Annotated in this window: 14 protein-coding genes; 7 read left to right on the forward strand and 7 right to left on the reverse strand. The window is 72.6% G+C overall.

Going from position 1 to position 16,167, the window contains the following annotated elements; all coding sequences use genetic code 11:
* The 3 genes from BM419_RS02525 to BM419_RS02535 all read right to left on the reverse strand — a co-directional run.
* A partial coding sequence (locus BM419_RS02525) for a polysaccharide biosynthesis/export family protein (RefSeq protein ID WP_175556261.1) occupies positions 1-667 on the reverse strand: 667 nt, incomplete at its 3' end.
* 193 nt (positions 668-860) lie between these two features.
* Entirely contained in the window at positions 861-2,351 is a 1,491-nt protein-coding gene (locus tag BM419_RS02530) for an LTA synthase family protein (protein WP_091924815.1), read from the reverse strand.
* Between the two features lie 218 nt (positions 2,352-2,569).
* Positions 2,570-4,072, reverse strand: coding sequence for a capsular polysaccharide export protein, LipB/KpsS family (locus BM419_RS02535; protein ID WP_091924817.1), 1,503 nt, complete (start codon positions 4,070-4,072; stop codon positions 2,570-2,572).
* A 336-nt stretch (positions 4,073-4,408) separates the two neighbouring features.
* On the opposite strand from BM419_RS02535, the gene BM419_RS02540 reads away from it, so the two are divergent.
* From BM419_RS02540 to BM419_RS02555, 4 genes are all read left to right on the forward strand, one after another.
* On the forward strand, positions 4,409-5,716 hold the full coding sequence (locus BM419_RS02540) for a capsule biosynthesis protein (RefSeq protein ID WP_091681229.1): 1,308 nt from the start codon (positions 4,409-4,411) through the stop codon (positions 5,714-5,716).
* A 115-nt stretch (positions 5,717-5,831) separates the two neighbouring features.
* Positions 5,832-6,599, forward strand: coding sequence for an SDR family NAD(P)-dependent oxidoreductase (locus BM419_RS02545; RefSeq protein WP_020093749.1), 768 nt, complete (start codon positions 5,832-5,834; stop codon positions 6,597-6,599).
* On the forward strand, positions 6,599-7,459 hold the full coding sequence (locus BM419_RS02550; RefSeq protein WP_091924819.1) for a formyltransferase family protein: 861 nt from the start codon (positions 6,599-6,601) through the stop codon (positions 7,457-7,459). Before BM419_RS02545 ends, BM419_RS02550 begins: the two co-directional genes overlap by 1 nt.
* Positions 7,460-7,521: 62 nt before the next feature.
* Complete coding sequence (locus BM419_RS02555; RefSeq protein WP_020093747.1) at positions 7,522-7,932, forward strand: flagellar basal body rod protein FlgC; 411 nt, start codon at positions 7,522-7,524, stop codon at positions 7,930-7,932.
* On the opposite strand, the gene BM419_RS02560 is transcribed toward BM419_RS02555, so the two are convergent.
* From BM419_RS02560 to BM419_RS02570, 3 genes are all read right to left on the reverse strand, one after another.
* On the reverse strand, positions 7,925-9,313 hold the full coding sequence (locus BM419_RS02560; RefSeq protein WP_091924821.1) for an amino acid permease: 1,389 nt from the start codon (positions 9,311-9,313) through the stop codon (positions 7,925-7,927). The two genes, BM419_RS02555 and BM419_RS02560, sit on opposite strands and share 8 nt — an antisense overlap.
* A gap of 115 nt (positions 9,314-9,428) precedes the next feature.
* A complete protein-coding gene (locus BM419_RS02565) occupies positions 9,429-10,115 on the reverse strand; it encodes a hypothetical protein (RefSeq protein WP_091924823.1) in 687 nt (228 codons plus the stop codon).
* Positions 10,112-12,121, reverse strand: a complete 2,010-nt coding sequence (locus BM419_RS02570) for a hypothetical protein (RefSeq protein ID WP_091924825.1) — start codon at positions 12,119-12,121, stop codon at positions 10,112-10,114. The genes BM419_RS02565 and BM419_RS02570 overlap by 4 nt, the downstream gene beginning before the upstream one ends.
* A 291-nt stretch (positions 12,122-12,412) precedes the next feature.
* Here BM419_RS02570 and rpsO point away from each other — a divergent pair, with 291 nt between their 5' ends.
* From rpsO to BM419_RS02585, 3 genes are all read left to right on the forward strand, one after another.
* Positions 12,413-12,682 (forward strand): 30S ribosomal protein S15, encoded by a 270-nt coding sequence (gene rpsO / locus BM419_RS02575; protein WP_012317943.1) that lies wholly within the window; start codon positions 12,413-12,415, stop codon positions 12,680-12,682.
* Positions 12,683-12,902: 220 nt separating this feature from the next.
* Entirely contained in the window at positions 12,903-15,122 is a 2,220-nt protein-coding gene (gene pnp / locus BM419_RS02580; protein WP_091681238.1) for a polyribonucleotide nucleotidyltransferase, read from the forward strand.
* A gap of 172 nt (positions 15,123-15,294) precedes the next feature.
* Positions 15,295-15,516: a YgaP-like transmembrane domain gene (locus BM419_RS02585; protein ID WP_020093742.1), complete on the forward strand. Its 222-nt coding sequence runs from the start codon at positions 15,295-15,297 to the stop codon at positions 15,514-15,516.
* A gap of 224 nt (positions 15,517-15,740) precedes the next feature.
* Here the strand turns inward: BM419_RS02585 and BM419_RS02590 are convergent, their stop codons facing one another.
* Positions 15,741-16,004 (reverse strand): GlsB/YeaQ/YmgE family stress response membrane protein, encoded by a 264-nt coding sequence (locus tag BM419_RS02590; RefSeq protein WP_012317940.1) that lies wholly within the window; start codon positions 16,002-16,004, stop codon positions 15,741-15,743.
* Positions 16,005-16,167: the final 163 nt, after the last annotated feature.

The following is a 16,167-nucleotide window of genomic DNA, read 5'->3' on the forward strand; positions in this document are numbered from 1 at the left end:
CGAAGGTCTCGTTGACCGGCGCGCGGTTGCCGCCGGCGGCGGCGATGACGTCGAGGATGCGGTCGCCGTGGCCCGAGAGCGGCAGGCGGGCGCCGGCGGCGCCCTCGCCGGTGACGGTGACGGCCTGGGAGATCGGGCGGGTGACCGAGACCAGCACCTGGGGCTGGATGGCCTTGCCGGCGAGCTCGTTCTCGATGAGCGCCTGGACGTCCTGGGTGCGGCGGCCGGCGACCTTGATGCGGCCGGCATAGGGCACCGAGATGGCGCCGTCGCGCCCGACGGGCTGCTCGGGGATGAGGGCGGACTTGGATCCGGCGGAGAAGCGGTCGGCGACCAGCGGCCCGGAGAACAGGCCGCCGGATCCGGCCTCCCAGATGGAGACCGAGACCATGTCGCCGATGCCGATCACCGGCTCGGAGGAGGGGCGATGGTCGCCGAAGGAGGCGAGCAGGCTGTCGAGGGGGCGGCCGCGCAGGGCCTCGACCACGGAGGGGGTGACGTCGATGATCTCGTAGCGGGCAAGGATCCCGCCGTCGGCCGTGGCGACCTCGGCCCCGGCCTGGATCGCGCTCGCCGTCGGACCCGCCGCGGGCATGTACGTGCAGCCGCCGGCAGATCCAGCCGCGAGGGCGGCCATCAGGGCGGTGCACGCCGTCTTACGCAGCATCACAAAGATTTCTCCTCGCCGAGCCCGCGCCATCGCTGGCCCGGGCCGGGATACCCAGTTTGACCGCCAAACGCTGCGATCGCTTTAACGACCGCGCCGGTGCGGCGGCCGCCGTGCGGACGGTCGCGCTATCCGCGGGCAATGCGTCACCAGCGTGGCACGGCCACGCTTATGCCGCGCAAGCTTAACCGTATCATGTCCCCGCGGCGATGTCCGCAGGTGCCGTCGCGAGGGCCCCGCGGAGCGCCCGACCGAGCTCGTCGGCGGCGATGTCGGCGCGGCGCGGGACCGCCTGCGGGCGGCCGAAGCGGAACAGGGCGTACTCGGTCGTCCGCCCGCCGAAGCCCGGCTTGCAGCTCGGCAGCGACGGTGCGTGGTCGCCGAACACGCAGAGCGTGATGGTCTGGCCGCGTTCGCGGGCGACGGCGTCCAGGCCCGCGACGAGATCCTCGACCATCCGCCCGGTATTGGCGACGTGATGGAGGTACTGCGCCTGCGGATCGTCGATGCCCGGCAGCCGCCCGGGCTTCCAGGGGCCGTGGTTCTCCATGGTCACGCAGAACAGGAACAGCGGCGCGCGCCGGGACCGGACTTCCGCGAGGAGGCGCGCGCCGAGGGCGACGTCCCCGACATAGGGCCCGACGCGCGGCGCCTCCGCGAACGCCTCGCCCATCACGAGATCGGCGAAGCCGAAGGCCTCCATCACCCGCGCCCGGCGGAAGAAGTCGCGGTGGAACGGGTGCAGGAACAGGGTCCCGAAGCCCCGACTCCCGGCGAGCCGGGCGAGGCTCGTCGGCTCGTCGCCGCTGCGGGACGTGTAGGGGTCGTAGCGGCCGAAGCCGAGGCTCTCGGACGGACGGCCTGTGAGCACCGCGTGCTCGCTGCGCATCGTGTAGGCGCCGTGCGCCGGAACCCGCAGGCGCCCGTACTGCGCGGCCCGGGTTCGGAACAGGTCCATCGCCGGCAGTTTCGCGCCGCCGAGCCGCTCCGGATCGACGAAGGATTCGAGCTGGATCACCACGACGACATCGTCGCCCGGGCCCTCCGGCAGCGCCGGCGCCGCGGGCACCGGCACGCCGCCCGCCATCGCGCGGGCGGTGTAGCCGAGGAGGCTCGCCGGGAGGCCGACCCGGGTCACGTCGGCCTCCAGGTCGGGCTCGGGGAACCAGCGGGCGATCAGCCGGGCGAGCGGCGGCCGCGGGGCGGCCTTGACCAGCAGCCAGAGCGCGAGCGGGAGGCCGAGCATCGCCAGCACCCGCGGCAGGGTCGCGGCGGGCAGCACGCTCGGCTCGATCCAGTACCACAGCGCGGTGAACGCCGCGGTGAGCAGGACCGGCACGGAGATGCGCGGGTCCCACAGGGGCGGGATGTAGTAGAGCTGCGGATGCCGCGGCACCTGGGGCAGCAGGGCGAAATCGCTGAACAGCAGCGGCTCGCCGATCACCGAGCGCTTCGCGCGGCTGACGACGATCAGGATCGCCACGGTGATCACGCAGGTCAGCCCGGCGAGCCAGGGCCGCCAGGAGAACTCGAACCAGAACAGCAGGATCAGCAGGTAGCCGAGCAGCCGCAGGCCGAGATCCCGGGGCGCGAGGCTCGCCCGCGTGATCGAGTCGCCCGCGAACGCCTCCAGGGCGAGGCACACGGCGAGCGCGAGACCGGTGGCGATGAGGAACGTCGTCAAGACACGGGCACTCGGCGTGGGGCGGGCCTGCTCGCCGCCGGCATCCGGTCCGGCAGGAAACAGCGCGCGGGAGCAAGGGCTTGCGAGCCGTTCCTGATCCGGAATGATCGGAAACGGTCCCGGGGCGGGCGGTTGCGGGCGGACTCTAGCAGCGCGCGCTATCGCTTTGGTGTCACATCAGGGTCTCGCGGAACCGGATTCGCGCCGCGCGCCGCGCCCTAGCGCGGTCCGCCGCCGGCCTCGCGGCCGACGCCGCGCCGGCTGCGCAGGGCCCGCACGACGGGATTGAGGAGGCCGTAGCGGGCACGCATCACCAGGTGGGCCGTCCGGCCGAGGGAGAGGGCGTTGCGCGGCGCCGCCGCCCGGGCCGCGCTGAGGCGGTCGAGGAGCTGTTCCGGCGTGCACGGCTTCATCGCCACCGGGTCGAGGTAGCGCGCGTAGAGGATCATGGCGCCGGCCACCAGCTCATCGAGGCTCAGCCGGCGGCCGCGGTCGGCGCCCGGCGCGAGATCCTCCGACAGGCCCCAGCCGGAGTAGAACGGCCGGCCGTGGGTCGCCACGGTGAGGCCGCGGATCAGGGCCTCGAACCCGGCGAGGGACGTCATGGTCTCGACGTGATGCACCCGGTCGAGGAGGTCGACGATGCTGATGCCGCCCACGATCCGGTCGGCCAGGGTCAGGGCCTCCGCCTCCGGGATGATGCCGGGACGGAACCCGGCCTCCACGTCGGGATGCGGCTTGTAGAGCAGGAACGCGTCCGGGTTGCGCCGCCGCGCCGCCTCCAGCAGCGCCCGGTTCGAGCGGACCAGCGGCGAGCCGTGGCGCACCGAGGCGTCGTCCTCCACCTGGCCGGGCACGAGCACGATCCGCCGGCCGGCCGGCCAGTCGAGCGCGGCGGCGTCGAGGCCGACATTGTACTTGCTGAGCCGGCGCGCCACGACCTCCTCGCGCAGGCGCCGCGCCCGGGCGACGAGGTCCGGCGTGAAGTCGGCCTCGGCGAGCAGCCGCTGCAGGCGGCTCTCCCGGCGCGGGTCGTAGTAGATGCCGAGGTCGTCCACCACGATGGAGGCGCCGGGCTGCAGGCTGGCGCCGAGCCCCACGGAGCGCAGGAACCCGTCCTCCACGCGGGCCAGCGGCAGGCCGGCCCGCGCGCAGGCTTCCTCGAGCTGACCGGGCGCCCGCGTCGCCCAGGCGAGGAGGCGGCCGCCGTGGCGCTGTCCCGCGGCGATCGCGGCCTCGGTAGTCATGGTGTGGATCGGCCGTCCGGCGGGGCCCGCGCCCAGGACGTCGAGGGCGGGCCGCTTCCAGCGCGACATCCCGACATAGACCACCCGCCGGTCGTTCTCGGCGAAGCGCGTGGCGAGCCACGCCACCCGCTCGGCGCAGGTCGCGCGGTCGATCGGCGCCCCGGTCCAGGGGTCGAGGTAATGGACGCCGCCCTCCCCGCCGAGAGGCGCCCCGTCGAGGGTGATCCGCAGGGAGGCGAAGCCGGACTCCGGCGAGTCGTAGGGGCTCAGGAGCGGCCCGGGCGCGACCACGAGCCGGCGCCGCCCCGTCAGCGCCAGCAGGCGCCCGGCGAGGCCCCCCGCGCCCCAGGTCGCGCCGACGGCGCCGGGGCGCGCCGGACCGAAGGCGAGGCCCGTCGCGGCCTCGATCTCCGCCCGCAGGCGGCGGATCGTGCGGCCGGTCGCGTAGAGCGACGGGGTCGGGTCTGCGGGCATGGTCGGTGCGTCCGGCTCCGGTCGGGTGAGGTGCGGAACAGGCCTGTAGCGCATTTTCGCCGGCATGGGATGGTGATGCAACGCGGGGACAACCTGAGCGCGCGTCGCCGTCGCCACGTCCTGGAAAGGATTTGGACATATCGTCGCCGCGATTGCCCGCCTATTCCGGAGGCTAGGCCGCAGACGCGGGACCGTTGCAGACGGGCCACGCCGGCGCGGAAACGCCATGCCGCGGCATGGCTTCGGATTGCGGGCTCGCCGGGCACCGTGCCACCTCAAGAGTCTCTCGCCGGTTCTGTTCATCCGGCCCAGGGTCAAGGACAGAAGCGCCGCGGAATGCAACAGCCCGCCCCCGACGCCCTCCGCGACCGCCCCGCGACCTTCCTCTTCCTGCAGGGCATCGCGACGCCGTTCTTCTCCGATCTCGGACAGGCGCTGCGCGCGCGGGGACACTCTGTCCGGCGCATCAATCTCTGCCCCGGCGACTGGCTGTTCTGGAGCGGCGAGGCCGATAATTACCGCGGTCGCCGCGAGACCTGGGGCGAGTATCTCGACGCCTATCTCGACCGCGAGGGCGTGACCGACATCGTGCTGTTCGGCGATTGCCGGCCGTTCCACAAGGCGGCCCGCATGATCGCCGAGTATCGCGGCCTGCGGGTGCACGTGTTCGAGGAGGGCTATATCCGCCCGAACTGGATCACCTGCGAGCTGGGCGGCGTGAACGGCTTCTCGTCCCTCCCCCGGACGGCCGCCGAGATCCGCGCCCTGGCGCGGCGCCTGCCGCAACCCGGCCGGGCGATGCCCTCCACGGGCGACATGGCCCGGCGCAGCGTCTGGGACGTCGGCTACAACCTCGCCAACGTCCTGTTCCCCTACCTCTTCCCCCATTTCCGCAGCCACCGGCCGACCCATATCGCGGCCGAGTATGCGGGCTGGATCAAGAAGTTCGCCCGCCGCGCGCATACCCGCCGCGAGGCGGCGCGCTGCGACGAGATCTACCGCGCGGTCGGCTGCGACTACTTCCTGCTGCCGCTGCAGCTCGACAGCGACTACCAGATCCGGGTCCACTCGCCGTTCCTCGGCGTCGAGGGCTTCATGGACCGGGTGATCAAGTCGTTCGCGGACGGCTCGTCGGCGCCGACCCGGCTGCTGGTGAAGCTGCACCCGCTCGACAGCGGCCTGATCAACTGGCGGAAGTTCGCCCGCGCCTCGGCCCGGCGCCACGGCGTCAGCGACCGGCTGGACTTCATCGACGGCGGCGACCTGCCGGCCCTGATCAAGGGCGCCCGCGGCGTGGTCATCGTCAACTCGACGGTGGGGATGCTGTCCCTGGAGATGGGCTGCCCGACCCACGCGGTCGGCACCGCGATCTACAACATGGCCGGCCTGACCCATCAGGGCGACCTCGACAGCTTCTGGAAGAATCCGACGCCGCCGGAGACGGACCTGATGGCGGATTTCCGCCGCGTGGTCCTGCACCGGACCCAGGTCAACGGCGGCTTCTTCTCCAAGGAGGCGATCGACCGCGCGGTGGCCGGCTCGGTACCGCGGATGGAGGCCGCCCTCCCCGACGCGATGCTGGCGGCGGCGCGGGCGGTGAGTGAGGCGGCCGAGCGCGACGGCGAGCTCGCGCCGGTCTACTGACCGGGCTCGCCCGGCTCCCGAGCCGTCGCCATTCGGCGGCCTTTGAAGCGCGTTTAACCGCCGGTGAGCCGTTCCCGGCCTTGATCTTTCCCCGCGCGGCGGCGTAACCCGCCCCATGCCCCGCATTCTGATCACCGGCGCGTCGAGCGGCATCGGCGCCGCGCTGGCGCGCCACTACGCGCAAACCGGCGCGAGCCTCATCCTCGTCGGCCGCAACGCCGAGCGGCTGGAGGCGGTCGCCCGGGACTGCCGCGCCAGCGGCGCCGCCGTCGAGACCGCCCGCCTCGACACCCGCGACCGGGCCGCCACCGTGGCGCTGGTCCACCGGTCGGATGCCGAGGCCCCCCTCGACCTCGTCATCGCCAACGCGGCGGTGAACGGCGGCAACCAGGAAGGGCAGGTGGAGGCCGAGGACGTGGCCTTCGAGACCGCCGACATCAATTACACCGGCACGCTCAACGTGATCCTGCCCGCCCTGACGCTGATGCTCCAGCGCGGGCGCGGCCAGATCGTGCTGCTGTCGTCGCTCGCGGCCTACGCGCCGCTCCAGGACGCGCCGGCCTATAGCGGTGCCAAGGCCGCGCTCGTCGCCCACGGTCTCGCCCTGCGCCAGAAGGTCGCGCCCCGCGGCGTGAAGGTCAACGTCGTCACCCCGGGCTACGTGAAGACGCCGATGGGCGGCGAGCTCAAGGGTTGGCGGCCGCTCGAGATCAGCGCCGAGGAGGCGGCCGTGCGGATCGCCAAGGGCATCGCGGCCAACCGCGACGTGATCGCGTTCCCGTTCATCCTCACGGCGCTCGCCCGCACCGTGCTGCTCCTGCCCGAGAACGTCCGCAAGGCCGGCCTCTACGCCTTCCGTTTCCAGCGCCGGAAGCGGCGCTGATGGCGCAACCCCGGATCGCGCTGTTCGTTCTGGAGGCGCTGCCGAACGCCCGCGCGGTGCGCCGGCTCGTCGCCGATCTCCGGGCCGACATCGCGCTGGTCGGGCTTTCCAACGCCGAGCGGCCGTCGAGCGGCGGCCTCACGGGACAGATCCGGCGGCACCTCGCGCGCTCGGGCCCCGGGATCCTGCCCTACCTCGCGGTCAATTTCGGCCTGCCGGACCTGCTGCGGCCCCTGGCGCCCCTGACCCAGGCGGCGTCGAGAAGCGGCGACGCGCCGGAGGCGACGCCGCTCAGGACCCTGTGCCGCCGCCTCGGCGTCCCGACCCTGACGGTCGACGACGTCAACGGTCCCGACGTCGCGCGGGCCCTCCGGGACGCGGCGCCGGACCTGATCCTCACCTACCATTTCGACCAGATCCTGAAGCCCGAGACCATCGGGCTGGCGCGGCTCGGCGGGATCAACGGGCATCCCGGCCTGCTGCCCCGCCACCGGGGCCCGGTGCCGACGATCCACGCGCTGGCCGACGGGCCCGGGCAGTTCGGCATGACCCTGCACCGGCTGGCCGCCGCGATCGACACCGGCGCGATCCTCGCCCAGGAGGCGCTGGCGCTGCCCGAGGGTACCACCGCGACCCGGGCCTCGGTGGCGCTCCACGCCCACGGGCGCGGGATGCTCGACCGGTTGCTCGAGGACGTCACCCGGAGCGGAACCCTGCCGGAGGGGCGGTCCGAGCCCGTTCTGCCCTACTGCCCGTTCCCCGACCGCGCGATGCTGGCCGCGCTGCGCCGCCGCGGCCTTCGCCTGACCGACGGGCAGGATCTTCGGGACGCGCTGAGCCTCTCCGCGCGGGCGTCTTAACCCCCGGTTAAGGCTGTTCGGCAAGGATTCGGTCAGATCCTCGCCGTCGACAGGGCCCGCGCATGCCGGATACCAGCGCCCTCAACTCGGCCGCTGGCGCCCTGGCCGCCGGCCGGCAGGTGCAGAGCGGGCGGATCCGCGCGATCTCCGAGAACCTCGCCAACGCCGATTCGGTCCCGACCACCCCGGGCGGTGCCCCCTACGCCCGCAAGATCGCGGTGTTCGCCCCGGTGGCGGCCGACAGCCCCCGCGACCCGGTCGGCCGGATCGTCCGCGACACCACCGGCTTCCGCACCCGCTACGACCCGACCAATCCCGGGGCCGACCCGACCGGCTATGTCCGTCTGCCGAACGTCAACGTCGCGGTCGAATCGGCCGACCTCCAGCGGGTGGTCCGGAACTACGAATTGAGCCTGAGCGCCTCGGCCTCGATCAAGACGCTCGCGCAGGCCACCATCAACCTGATCAGCTGAGCCGGCCGTGCTGCCGGCCGTAGCCGGCGTAGATCGCGAGGCCGATCGCCAGCCAGACCGCGAGGCGGATCCAGGTGTCGGCCGGGAGCGACGCCATCAGCGTGACGCAGGACAGGATCCCCAGTCCGGCGATGAGGGTCACCGCCGGCACGCGGAACGGGCGCGCCCGGTCCGGATCGGTCCGGCGCAGGATCAGCACCGTCGCGCAGACGAGGCAGAAGGCCAGGAGCGTGCCGATACTGACGATCTCGCCCAGGACGTCGATGGGCACGAGCCCCGCCACGGCCGCCGTGAACAGGCCGATCACCAGCTGGCTCGCCACGGGCACCCGCGTCACCGGATGGACCCGGCAGAAGATCCCCGGGAGGAGCCCGTCGCGGGCGATGGCGAAGAAGATCCGGCTCTGCCCGTAGAGGGCGGTCAGTGCCGAGGTGGTCAGGCCGATCAGGGCGCCGGCCTTGATGATCGTGGCGAAGCCAGTCAGGCCGATCACGTCGACCGCCTTGGCGACCGGGTCGGCGACGTCCAGGTTGCGATAGGGCACGAGTCCCGTGAGGACGGCCGCCATGGCCACGTACAGGATCGTGGTGATCAGCAGCGACCCGATCAGGCCGACCGGCGCGTCGCGCTGCGGCGCCCGGCACTCGCCCGCGGCCGTCGCCACGGTCTCGAAGCCCACGAAGGCGAAGAACACCACCGCGGCGCCGCGGAACACGCCGCTCCAGCCGTAGGCGCCGAAGGTCCCGGCATTCTCCGGCACGAACGGGTGCCAGAGTTCGGGCCGCAGATGGGCCACGCCGACACCCACGAAAGCCAGGATGATCGCGACCTTGCAGGCGACCAGCAGGCCGTTGACCAGGGAGGCTTCCGCGGTGGCGCGCATCAGCAAGGCGCTGAGCAGCAGCACGATCCCGGCCGCCGGGAGGTTGACGAGGCCGCCGGCGCCGGGCGCCCCGGCCAGGGCCGGCGGCAGATGTAGGCCGAACTCCGCCGCGAGGGACTGCGCGTAGCCCGACCAGCCCACCGCCACGGTCGCCGCCGCCACGGCGAACTCGAGGACGAGGTCCCAGCCGATGATCCAGGCGGGAAGCCGCCCGAGGCTCGCGCGGGTGTAGGTGTAGGTCGATCCCGGCTCGGGGATCATGGCGGCCAGCTCGGCGTAGCACAGGCCGACGAGGCCGCAGGCGACGCCGCCGATCACGAAGGAGAGGCTGAGCGCCGGGCCCGCGTACTGCGCCGCCGCCGTCCCGGTGAGCACGAAGATGCCGGCGCCGATCGTGGCGCCGAGGCCGATGGCGACGAGGCCCGGCGCGGTGAGGCTCCGGGCGAGTCCGCGCCCCGCGCCCGCCCGTTCACCCGTGGTCACCGCGGACTCCGCCATCGCGTCCGTTCTCCCTCGCCCAGATCGTCACCCGGCACTTTTCATGCCCGGACGGCGGCCTCCGCGGAACCGCCCGGACCGGCGCCGCACCGTCCTCATCCCGAGTCGATACAGCCTACCGCCGCACCGCGCCCACGGGATCGGGTTCAGGGGCCCCGCCGCGCGCTTCCGGGTCGCCCCCGCCGGGCGGGGACGGTGCGGCGGCGATCATCCGGGTGTCGGTCCGGAACGCCCGGGCGACGAGGCCGCAGAAGCGGATGAAGGCGCTGCCCTGCGGGGTAATGACGTAGCCGTCACCCGCTCGCGCGACGTTGCCGGAGGCCTGCTGCTCGGCCAAGCGCCGCTCCATCTGCCGGAACTCGCCGAGATAGACCCGCTCGAACACCGCCCGCGCGCGCTCAGGCGTGAAGCGCTCCCCGGGATGGGCAGCCATCTGGCCGAGCAGGAACACGCTGATCGACCGGTCGACCGTCACCGGCAGGATCACGAAGGCGCTGAGGTTCAGGGACAGCGACAGGACGCAGGCGCCGAGGGCGTCCCGTCGGCGCAATCCCCAGGCCCGGCCGAGCCCGGCCAGCGCCGCCGTGACCGCCAGGGTCAGCAGGAAGGCCACCGCGAGCAGGATCAGTCCGCGGTAGAACAGGATCGTCACGCCGGACCACAGATCCGTCTGGAACAGCAGCACGAAGCAGGCGAAGCCGACGACGACGGCGCCGGCCTGCAGCAGCGCCTGGGCGCAGAGCCAGCGCAGGACCTGCCCGGCGCGCGGGTGGGTGGGTGCCGCGGGACTGGGTTCAGTCACGGAGATCCTCCACGGAGATCTTGGACCCGCAGGATCCGGACGAGCGGATCGGCGTAGACCGCGGGGCTGCGCCAGACCCAGGAATCGGGGCTGCTCCAGGGGGCGTCCTGCGCGGTGACGACCAGGGCGCCGATCCCGGCCGAATCGGCGCGCCGCCGCACCTCGGCGCCGTCCAGGCGGTCGCGGAAGACCGGCGCGACGTCGGCGAGCCGCGACGCCACGGCGTCCGGCGGGGCGCCGAACAGCCGCGCCTCCGCGTCGGCCACCCCCGTCGGCTGGAGGCCGTAGAGCCCGAAATCGAACACCCGGTGCGGCACCGGCGACTGCTGCAGCACCAGGTCGTGGGGCATGTGCGTGCCCGCCCAGGCGTAGGCCGCGCGCAGCGCCCGGTCGATATCGGGACGGCCGGCGAGGCGGGCGAAGGCGGGCCGGTCGGAGGCGGGATAGGCGCGCATCCCGACGAAGCCGTAGAGGGTCGTCGCGTAGCCGAGGATCAGCAGCGCGGCGAGGAGGCCGGGGAACCGGAGCCGCCGCGCCTCGCTCAGGCGGGTCAGCGCCACCACGGTCCAGACCAGGGTCGCGACCTGCGCGAGCAGGACCACGCGCGCGCCGAGGTCGTTGTTGAGGATCGCCGAGCGCAGGAAACCGCCGAGGAGCAGGCTCGCCGCGGCGCAGAGCGTGAGCAGGCGCCCGGCTTCGCGCCCGTGCGCCTCCCGGCGCGGCACGAGGCGCCAGAACAGCAGCGCACCGGCGGCGCAGACCCCCAGGGCCGTGTAGTAGTTCAGCGGCAGGAGGATCAGGCGGAGCGCGCTCAGGGCCGGCTCGTCGACGAGGCCGTCGAGCGGCCCGAATCGCCGGATCGAGAACCGGATCGGCGCGCCGCCGTCGGTCCGGTTGGCCAGGACGCTCAGCAGATAAGGGGCGGCCAGCGCGGCGCTGAGCAGGCCGGCAACCGCCAGCCGGGCCGCGGCGCGCCAGCGGCGCTCCAAGCCGAGCAGCACCAGCCAGGCACCGGCCGCACCCGCCGTGCCGAGGCAGACCCAGACGGACAGGCCCGCGCAGGCCGCGAAGGCCAGTGCCGCGACGCCGATCGCCGCCGCCTCCGCGCGCCTGTCCGGTCGCGCCCGGTCCGCGACCTCCGCCAGGGCCAGGAGTCCGAGCCACCCGGCGACGGCGCCGGCGACGTGGTGCGGCACCCAGACCAGCGAGGCCGGCCAGTTGAGGACCTGCTCGTTCAGCCATTCCGGGACCGGCAGCCAAGTCCCGGACGTCGTCCGGTCGGCGAGGACCAGCAGGATGTCGAGGCTTCCGGCCGGCAGCAGCAGCAGCACCGCGCGGCGCACGAGCCGGGGCACGGCGTCCGCGACGAGTCCGGTCGCGGCGAGGAGACGGTCGATCAGGCCGAGGAGCGCGAGGCCGGTCCAGAAGGCGAGGCCCGCGAAGGCGGTCCGCCCGTCGACCAGCCGTCCGCCCGCCCAGTCGACCAGGGCGGTGAGCGTGTAGAAGCCGTAATAGTAGCCCGCCCGCTCGGGCCGGGCGAAGAACGGGTCCACCGGCGGCAATCCGTGCTCCACGATCGCGCGGGTCAGGGCGGCGTGCTTGACGAGGTCGATGATCGTCACGGGCCGGTAGAGGGCGGTGCCGGTATCGACGTCGATCAGCGCGTAGGCCACGACGCCGAGCCAGAGCAGCGCGAGGGCGAGCGCCGCCCGGTCGAGGGACGCGCGCAGGCTCCGCGCGACCGGCCGCAGCGCGGCGAGTCCGAGGGTCCCGGTCGCGAGGGCCGCGACCGGGACGCCGCCCGCCTGGATCAGCAGGCTGTCGAGGGCCGGCAGCAGCCCGATCCCGAGGAGCGCCCCGCACAGGAGGCGGTCGCCGGGCGCGAGCGTGCGGAACCCGAGGATGCCGGTCAAGCCGCCCAGGGCGTAGCCCGGCAGGAGAACGAGGGGGATACCGAGCAGCGTCGCGACGGCGACGCCGCACGCATCCGAGAAGGTGCCGTTCATCGCCGGGCCGCGTCGCGTGAGCGGTTCCGGGTAGCACGGCGGCCTTAACCGTTCTTTGGACGGGCCCGGACAGCCGCGACGCGCCACCGCTGCGGCCCGCCCGGCTCGGGACTGGCATAACCGTCGGTTTCGTGTATGGATCGCGCGGCCTCGACCCGGGTTGCCGGGCGGGGCTTGAGCCGCTTGGCGCTGTGACCGTGCTGGACGACATCCCGGCACCGGCCGAACGCCGAGCCCGCGCGCGCCCGTTTGGGGCGCCGCATCCGACCAGCACAACCCGAAAGGCACGCGATGTCGATCACGGCAGAGCGCAAGACCGCGCTCATCAAGGAACACCGCAAGGACGCCAAGGACACCGGGTCCCCCGAGGTCCAGGTGGCGATCCTCACCGAGCGGATCACCAACCTGACCGGCCACTTCAAGACCCACGGCAAGGACAACCATTCCCGCCGCGGCCTCCTGAAGCTGGTCTCGCAGCGCCGCTCGCTGCTCGACTACGTCAAGCGCAAGGATGAGGCCCGCTACCGCGCCCTCATCGAGCGTCTCGGCATCCGCCGCTAAGGCACCCTCGCGCGGTTCCGGGCCCGGCCCGGGGCCGCGTTTCACCATCGCGGGCTGCCGGAATGGGTCCGGCCTCCCGACAAACGGGCCGCTTCGAGGCGCCAGCGTCGGGGCAGGATCGCGAGACACTTCGCCGAGGATGTTCCGGCGCAGTGTCTCGCCGTCTTGCCCCCGGGCGGCGCCGGGCTTGGGCCCGCCGCAGGCAAGGAAGAGATTGAGAATGTTCGACGTTCAACGCGAAGAGCTGATGTGGGGCGACCGCAAGCTCGTCCTGGAGACCGGCAAGGTCGCGCGCCAGGCCGACGGCGCCGTCATCGCCACCTACGGTGAGACCTCGGTGCTCGCGACCGTGGTCGCCGCCAAGGAGCCGAAGCCCGGCATCGACTTCATGCCGCTCACCGTGAACTACCAGGAGCGCGCCTACGCCGCCGGCCGCATCCCGGGCGGCTACTTCAAGCGCGAGGGCCGTCCCTCCGAGAAGGAGACTCTGGTCTCCCGCCTGATCGACCGCCCGATCCGCCCGCTCTTCATCGACGGCTGGCGCAACGACACGCAGGTCGTCGTCACCGTCCTGACCCACGATCTCGAGAACGATCCCGACATCGTCGCGATGGTCGCGGCCTCCGCGGCCCTGACCATCTCGGGCGTGCCGTTCATGGGCCCGATCGGCGGCGCCCGCGTCGGCTACATCAACGGCGGCTACCGGCTGAACCCGCTGGTCACCGAGACCAAGGAAGAGTCGAGCCTCGACCTCGTCGTCGCCGGCACGCAGGACGCGGTGCTGATGGTCGAGTCGGAGGCCAAGGAGCTCTCCGAGGAGGTGATGCTCGGCGCCGTGATGTTCGGCCACAAGCACTTCCAGCCGGTGATCGAGGCGATCATCCGCCTCGCCGAGAAGGCCGCCAAGGAGCCGCGCGACTTCAAGGCCCCCGAGAACGCCGACGTCGAGAAGGCCGTCCTGGAGGTCTGCGAGGCGGAGCTCCGCGCCGCCTACACCAAGACCGTCAAGCAGGAGCGCTACGCCGCCGTCGACGCCGTGAAGGCGAAGGTGATGGCCGCCCTCTGCCCGGAGGGCGCCGAGAAGTTCCCGGCCGAGAAGGTCAAGGCCGCCTTCAAGGAGGCCCAGTCGAAGGTGGTCCGCTGGAACATCCTCGACAGCGGCGCCCGCATCGACGGCCGCGACGTGAAGACGGTCCGCTCGATCCTCTCCGAGGTCGGCGTGCTGCCCCGCGCCCACGGCTCGGCCCTGTTCACCCGCGGCGAGACCCAGGCTCTCGTGGTCGCCACCCTCGGCACCGGCGAGGATGAGCAGTTCATCGACGCGCTGGAAGGCACCTACAAGGAGCGCTTCCTGCTCCACTACAACTTTCCTCCCTACAGCGTCGGCGAGACTGGCCGGATGGGCTCGCCGGGCCGCCGCGAGATCGGCCACGGCAAGCTCGCTTGGCGGGCGATCCGCCCGGTCCTGCCGCCGGCCCACGAGTTCCCCTACACGATCCGCGTCGTGTCGGAGATCACCGAGTCCAACGGCTCGTCCTCGATGGCCTCGGTCTGCGGCGGCTCGCTGTCGCTGATGGATGCCGGCGTGCCGCTGCGCCGTCCGGTGGCGGGCATCGCCATGGGCCTCATCCTCGAGGGTGAGCGCTTCGCGGTCCTGTCCGACATCCTCGGCGACGAGGATCACCTCGGCGACATGGACTTCAAGGTGGCCGGCACGGACGAGGGCGTCACCTCGCTCCAGATGGACATCAAGATCGCCGGCATCACCGAGGAGATCATGAAGATCGCCCTCGCCCAGGCGAAGGACGGCCGCGCCCACATCCTGGCCGAGATGGCCAAGGCCCTGACGGCGGCCCGTCCGGAACTCGGCGAGTACGCCCCGCGCATCGAGACGATGCAGATCCCGACGGACAAGATCCGCGACGTGATCGGCACCGGCGGCAAGGTGATCCGCGAGATCGTCGAGAAGACCGGCGCCAAGATCAACATCGAGGACACGGGCGTCGTGAAGATCGCCTCGGCCGACGGCAAGGCGATCAAGGCGGCCTACAACTGGATCCGCTCGATCGTGGCGGAGCCGGAGGTCGGCGTGATCTACGACGGCACGATCGTGAAGTGCATGGAGTTCGGCGCCTTCGTGAACTTCTTCGGCGCCAAGGACGGCCTGGTCCACATCTCGGAGCTCGCCGCGAACCGGGTCGCCAAGGTGACGGACGTCGTCAAGGAAGGCGAGAAGGTCAAGGTGAAGTTCCTCGGTCAGGACGACCGCGGCAAGATCCGCCTGTCCATGAAGGTCGTCGACCAGCAGACCGGCGAGGACATCACCGAGAAGGTGAAGGCTCAGCGCGACGCCGACCGGGCCGAGCGCGGCGACGAGCCGCGCGAGCCCCGCGAGGGCGGCCGCCACCGTGGCGAGCGCCGCCGCGAGGCCGGCGAGTAAGCACGCGGGACGCCCGCGCCGGCCTCGGTCGGCAGGGATGTCTCAGACGGGCGCGGTCCTCCGGGGCCGCGCCCTTTTTGTTGCCCCGTCGAGGTCGGGTCACACCGGTCGTCGGCCGGGAACGGGGCGCCGGATGCCGCGTTCCCCCGCGACTTCCCAATCGGAGACCCTCATGGCCAACGACATGATGCACGACATCTTCAGCGGGCAGCCGAACCTGTCGACGACGGAGCGCGCCGTCTCGGTGGCGCTGGGCCTCGGCATCGCCGCCGCCGCCGCGCAGCCCCGTCCCAACAAGCTCCTGAGCCTGCTGGCCCTCGTGGTCGGCGTGGGCCTCGCCGTGCGCGGCGCCACCGGCCACTGCGCCGTGAAGGCCGCGTCCGAGCATCTCTGAGCCTCAGCCCTCGGAGGGCTTCGGCGCCTCCGTCTTTGCGAGCGCAGCGAAGCAATCCAGGCAGCGCGACGTCCGACCTCGTTGGGCTGGCCAGGGTCACGTCGCTGCGCTCGTGATGACGGAGGGCGCCCGAGTTGGCGCTCCCGACCGGAATGTGCAGACCGACAATGAGAAAGGGGCGCCCCGCGGGGCGCCCCTCGTCGTATCCGGACCTGTCGGACGGATCAGTAGGTGGTGGTGCGGCGGCCGGCGATCAGGCCGTAGATGAACAGCACGACCACGGCCCCCACGATGGCGCCGATGAAGCCCGCGCCCTGGTTCGGCCCGTACCAGCCGATCGCCTGGCCCAGGAAGGTCGCCACGAAGGCGCCGACGATGCCGAGGATCGTGGTCAGGATGAAGCCGGCGGGCTCGTTCGGGCCCGGCATGAGGAACTTGGCGATGACGCCGGCGAGAAACCCGATGATGATGGTCCAGAGAATACCCATGACTGACCCCAAGGCGTGATTGTCGATGGCGGCAGAACGCTTCGAGGCCCGCGACGGTTGCCCGCACCCCGACCGCCGATGACGATTTTCCTCGGGTTCCCGCGGCGCGTGCGCGCGCGGCCCTTTACGGCCGGGCCGGTGCGGCGGCAGATACGCCGGTTCT

It is taken from the genome of Methylobacterium sp. yr668 (assembly GCF_900116245.1).
Lineage (GTDB): Bacteria > Pseudomonadota > Alphaproteobacteria > Rhizobiales > Beijerinckiaceae > Methylobacterium.

What these genes read in the sequence shown, in the direction of transcription:
- BM419_RS02550 (WP_091924819.1), top strand. Translation starts at nt 6,599, where the DNA reads ATGGCGCAACCCCGGATCGCGCTGTTCGTTCTGGAGGCGCTGCCGAAC.
- BM419_RS02540 (WP_091681229.1), top strand. Translation starts at nt 4,409, where the DNA reads ATGCAACAGCCCGCCCCCGACGCCCTCCGCGACCGCCCCGCGACCTTC.
- BM419_RS02590 (WP_012317940.1), bottom strand. Translation starts at nt 16,004, where the DNA reads ATGGGTATTCTCTGGACCATCATCATCGGGTTTCTCGCCGGCGTCATC.
- BM419_RS02535 (WP_091924817.1), bottom strand. Translation starts at nt 4,072, where the DNA reads ATGCCCGCAGACCCGACCCCGTCGCTCTACGCGACCGGCCGCACGATC.
- BM419_RS02560 (WP_091924821.1), bottom strand. Translation starts at nt 9,313, where the DNA reads ATGGCGGAGTCCGCGGTGACCACGGGTGAACGGGCGGGCGCGGGGCGC.
- BM419_RS02585 (WP_020093742.1), top strand. Translation starts at nt 15,295, where the DNA reads ATGGCCAACGACATGATGCACGACATCTTCAGCGGGCAGCCGAACCTG.
- BM419_RS02570 (WP_091924825.1), bottom strand. Translation starts at nt 12,121, where the DNA reads ATGAACGGCACCTTCTCGGATGCGTGCGGCGTCGCCGTCGCGACGCTG.
- pnp (WP_091681238.1), top strand. Translation starts at nt 12,903, where the DNA reads ATGTTCGACGTTCAACGCGAAGAGCTGATGTGGGGCGACCGCAAGCTC.
- rpsO (WP_012317943.1), top strand. Translation starts at nt 12,413, where the DNA reads ATGTCGATCACGGCAGAGCGCAAGACCGCGCTCATCAAGGAACACCGC.
- BM419_RS02555 (WP_020093747.1), top strand. Translation starts at nt 7,522, where the DNA reads ATGCCGGATACCAGCGCCCTCAACTCGGCCGCTGGCGCCCTGGCCGCC.
- BM419_RS02545 (WP_020093749.1), top strand. Translation starts at nt 5,832, where the DNA reads ATGCCCCGCATTCTGATCACCGGCGCGTCGAGCGGCATCGGCGCCGCG.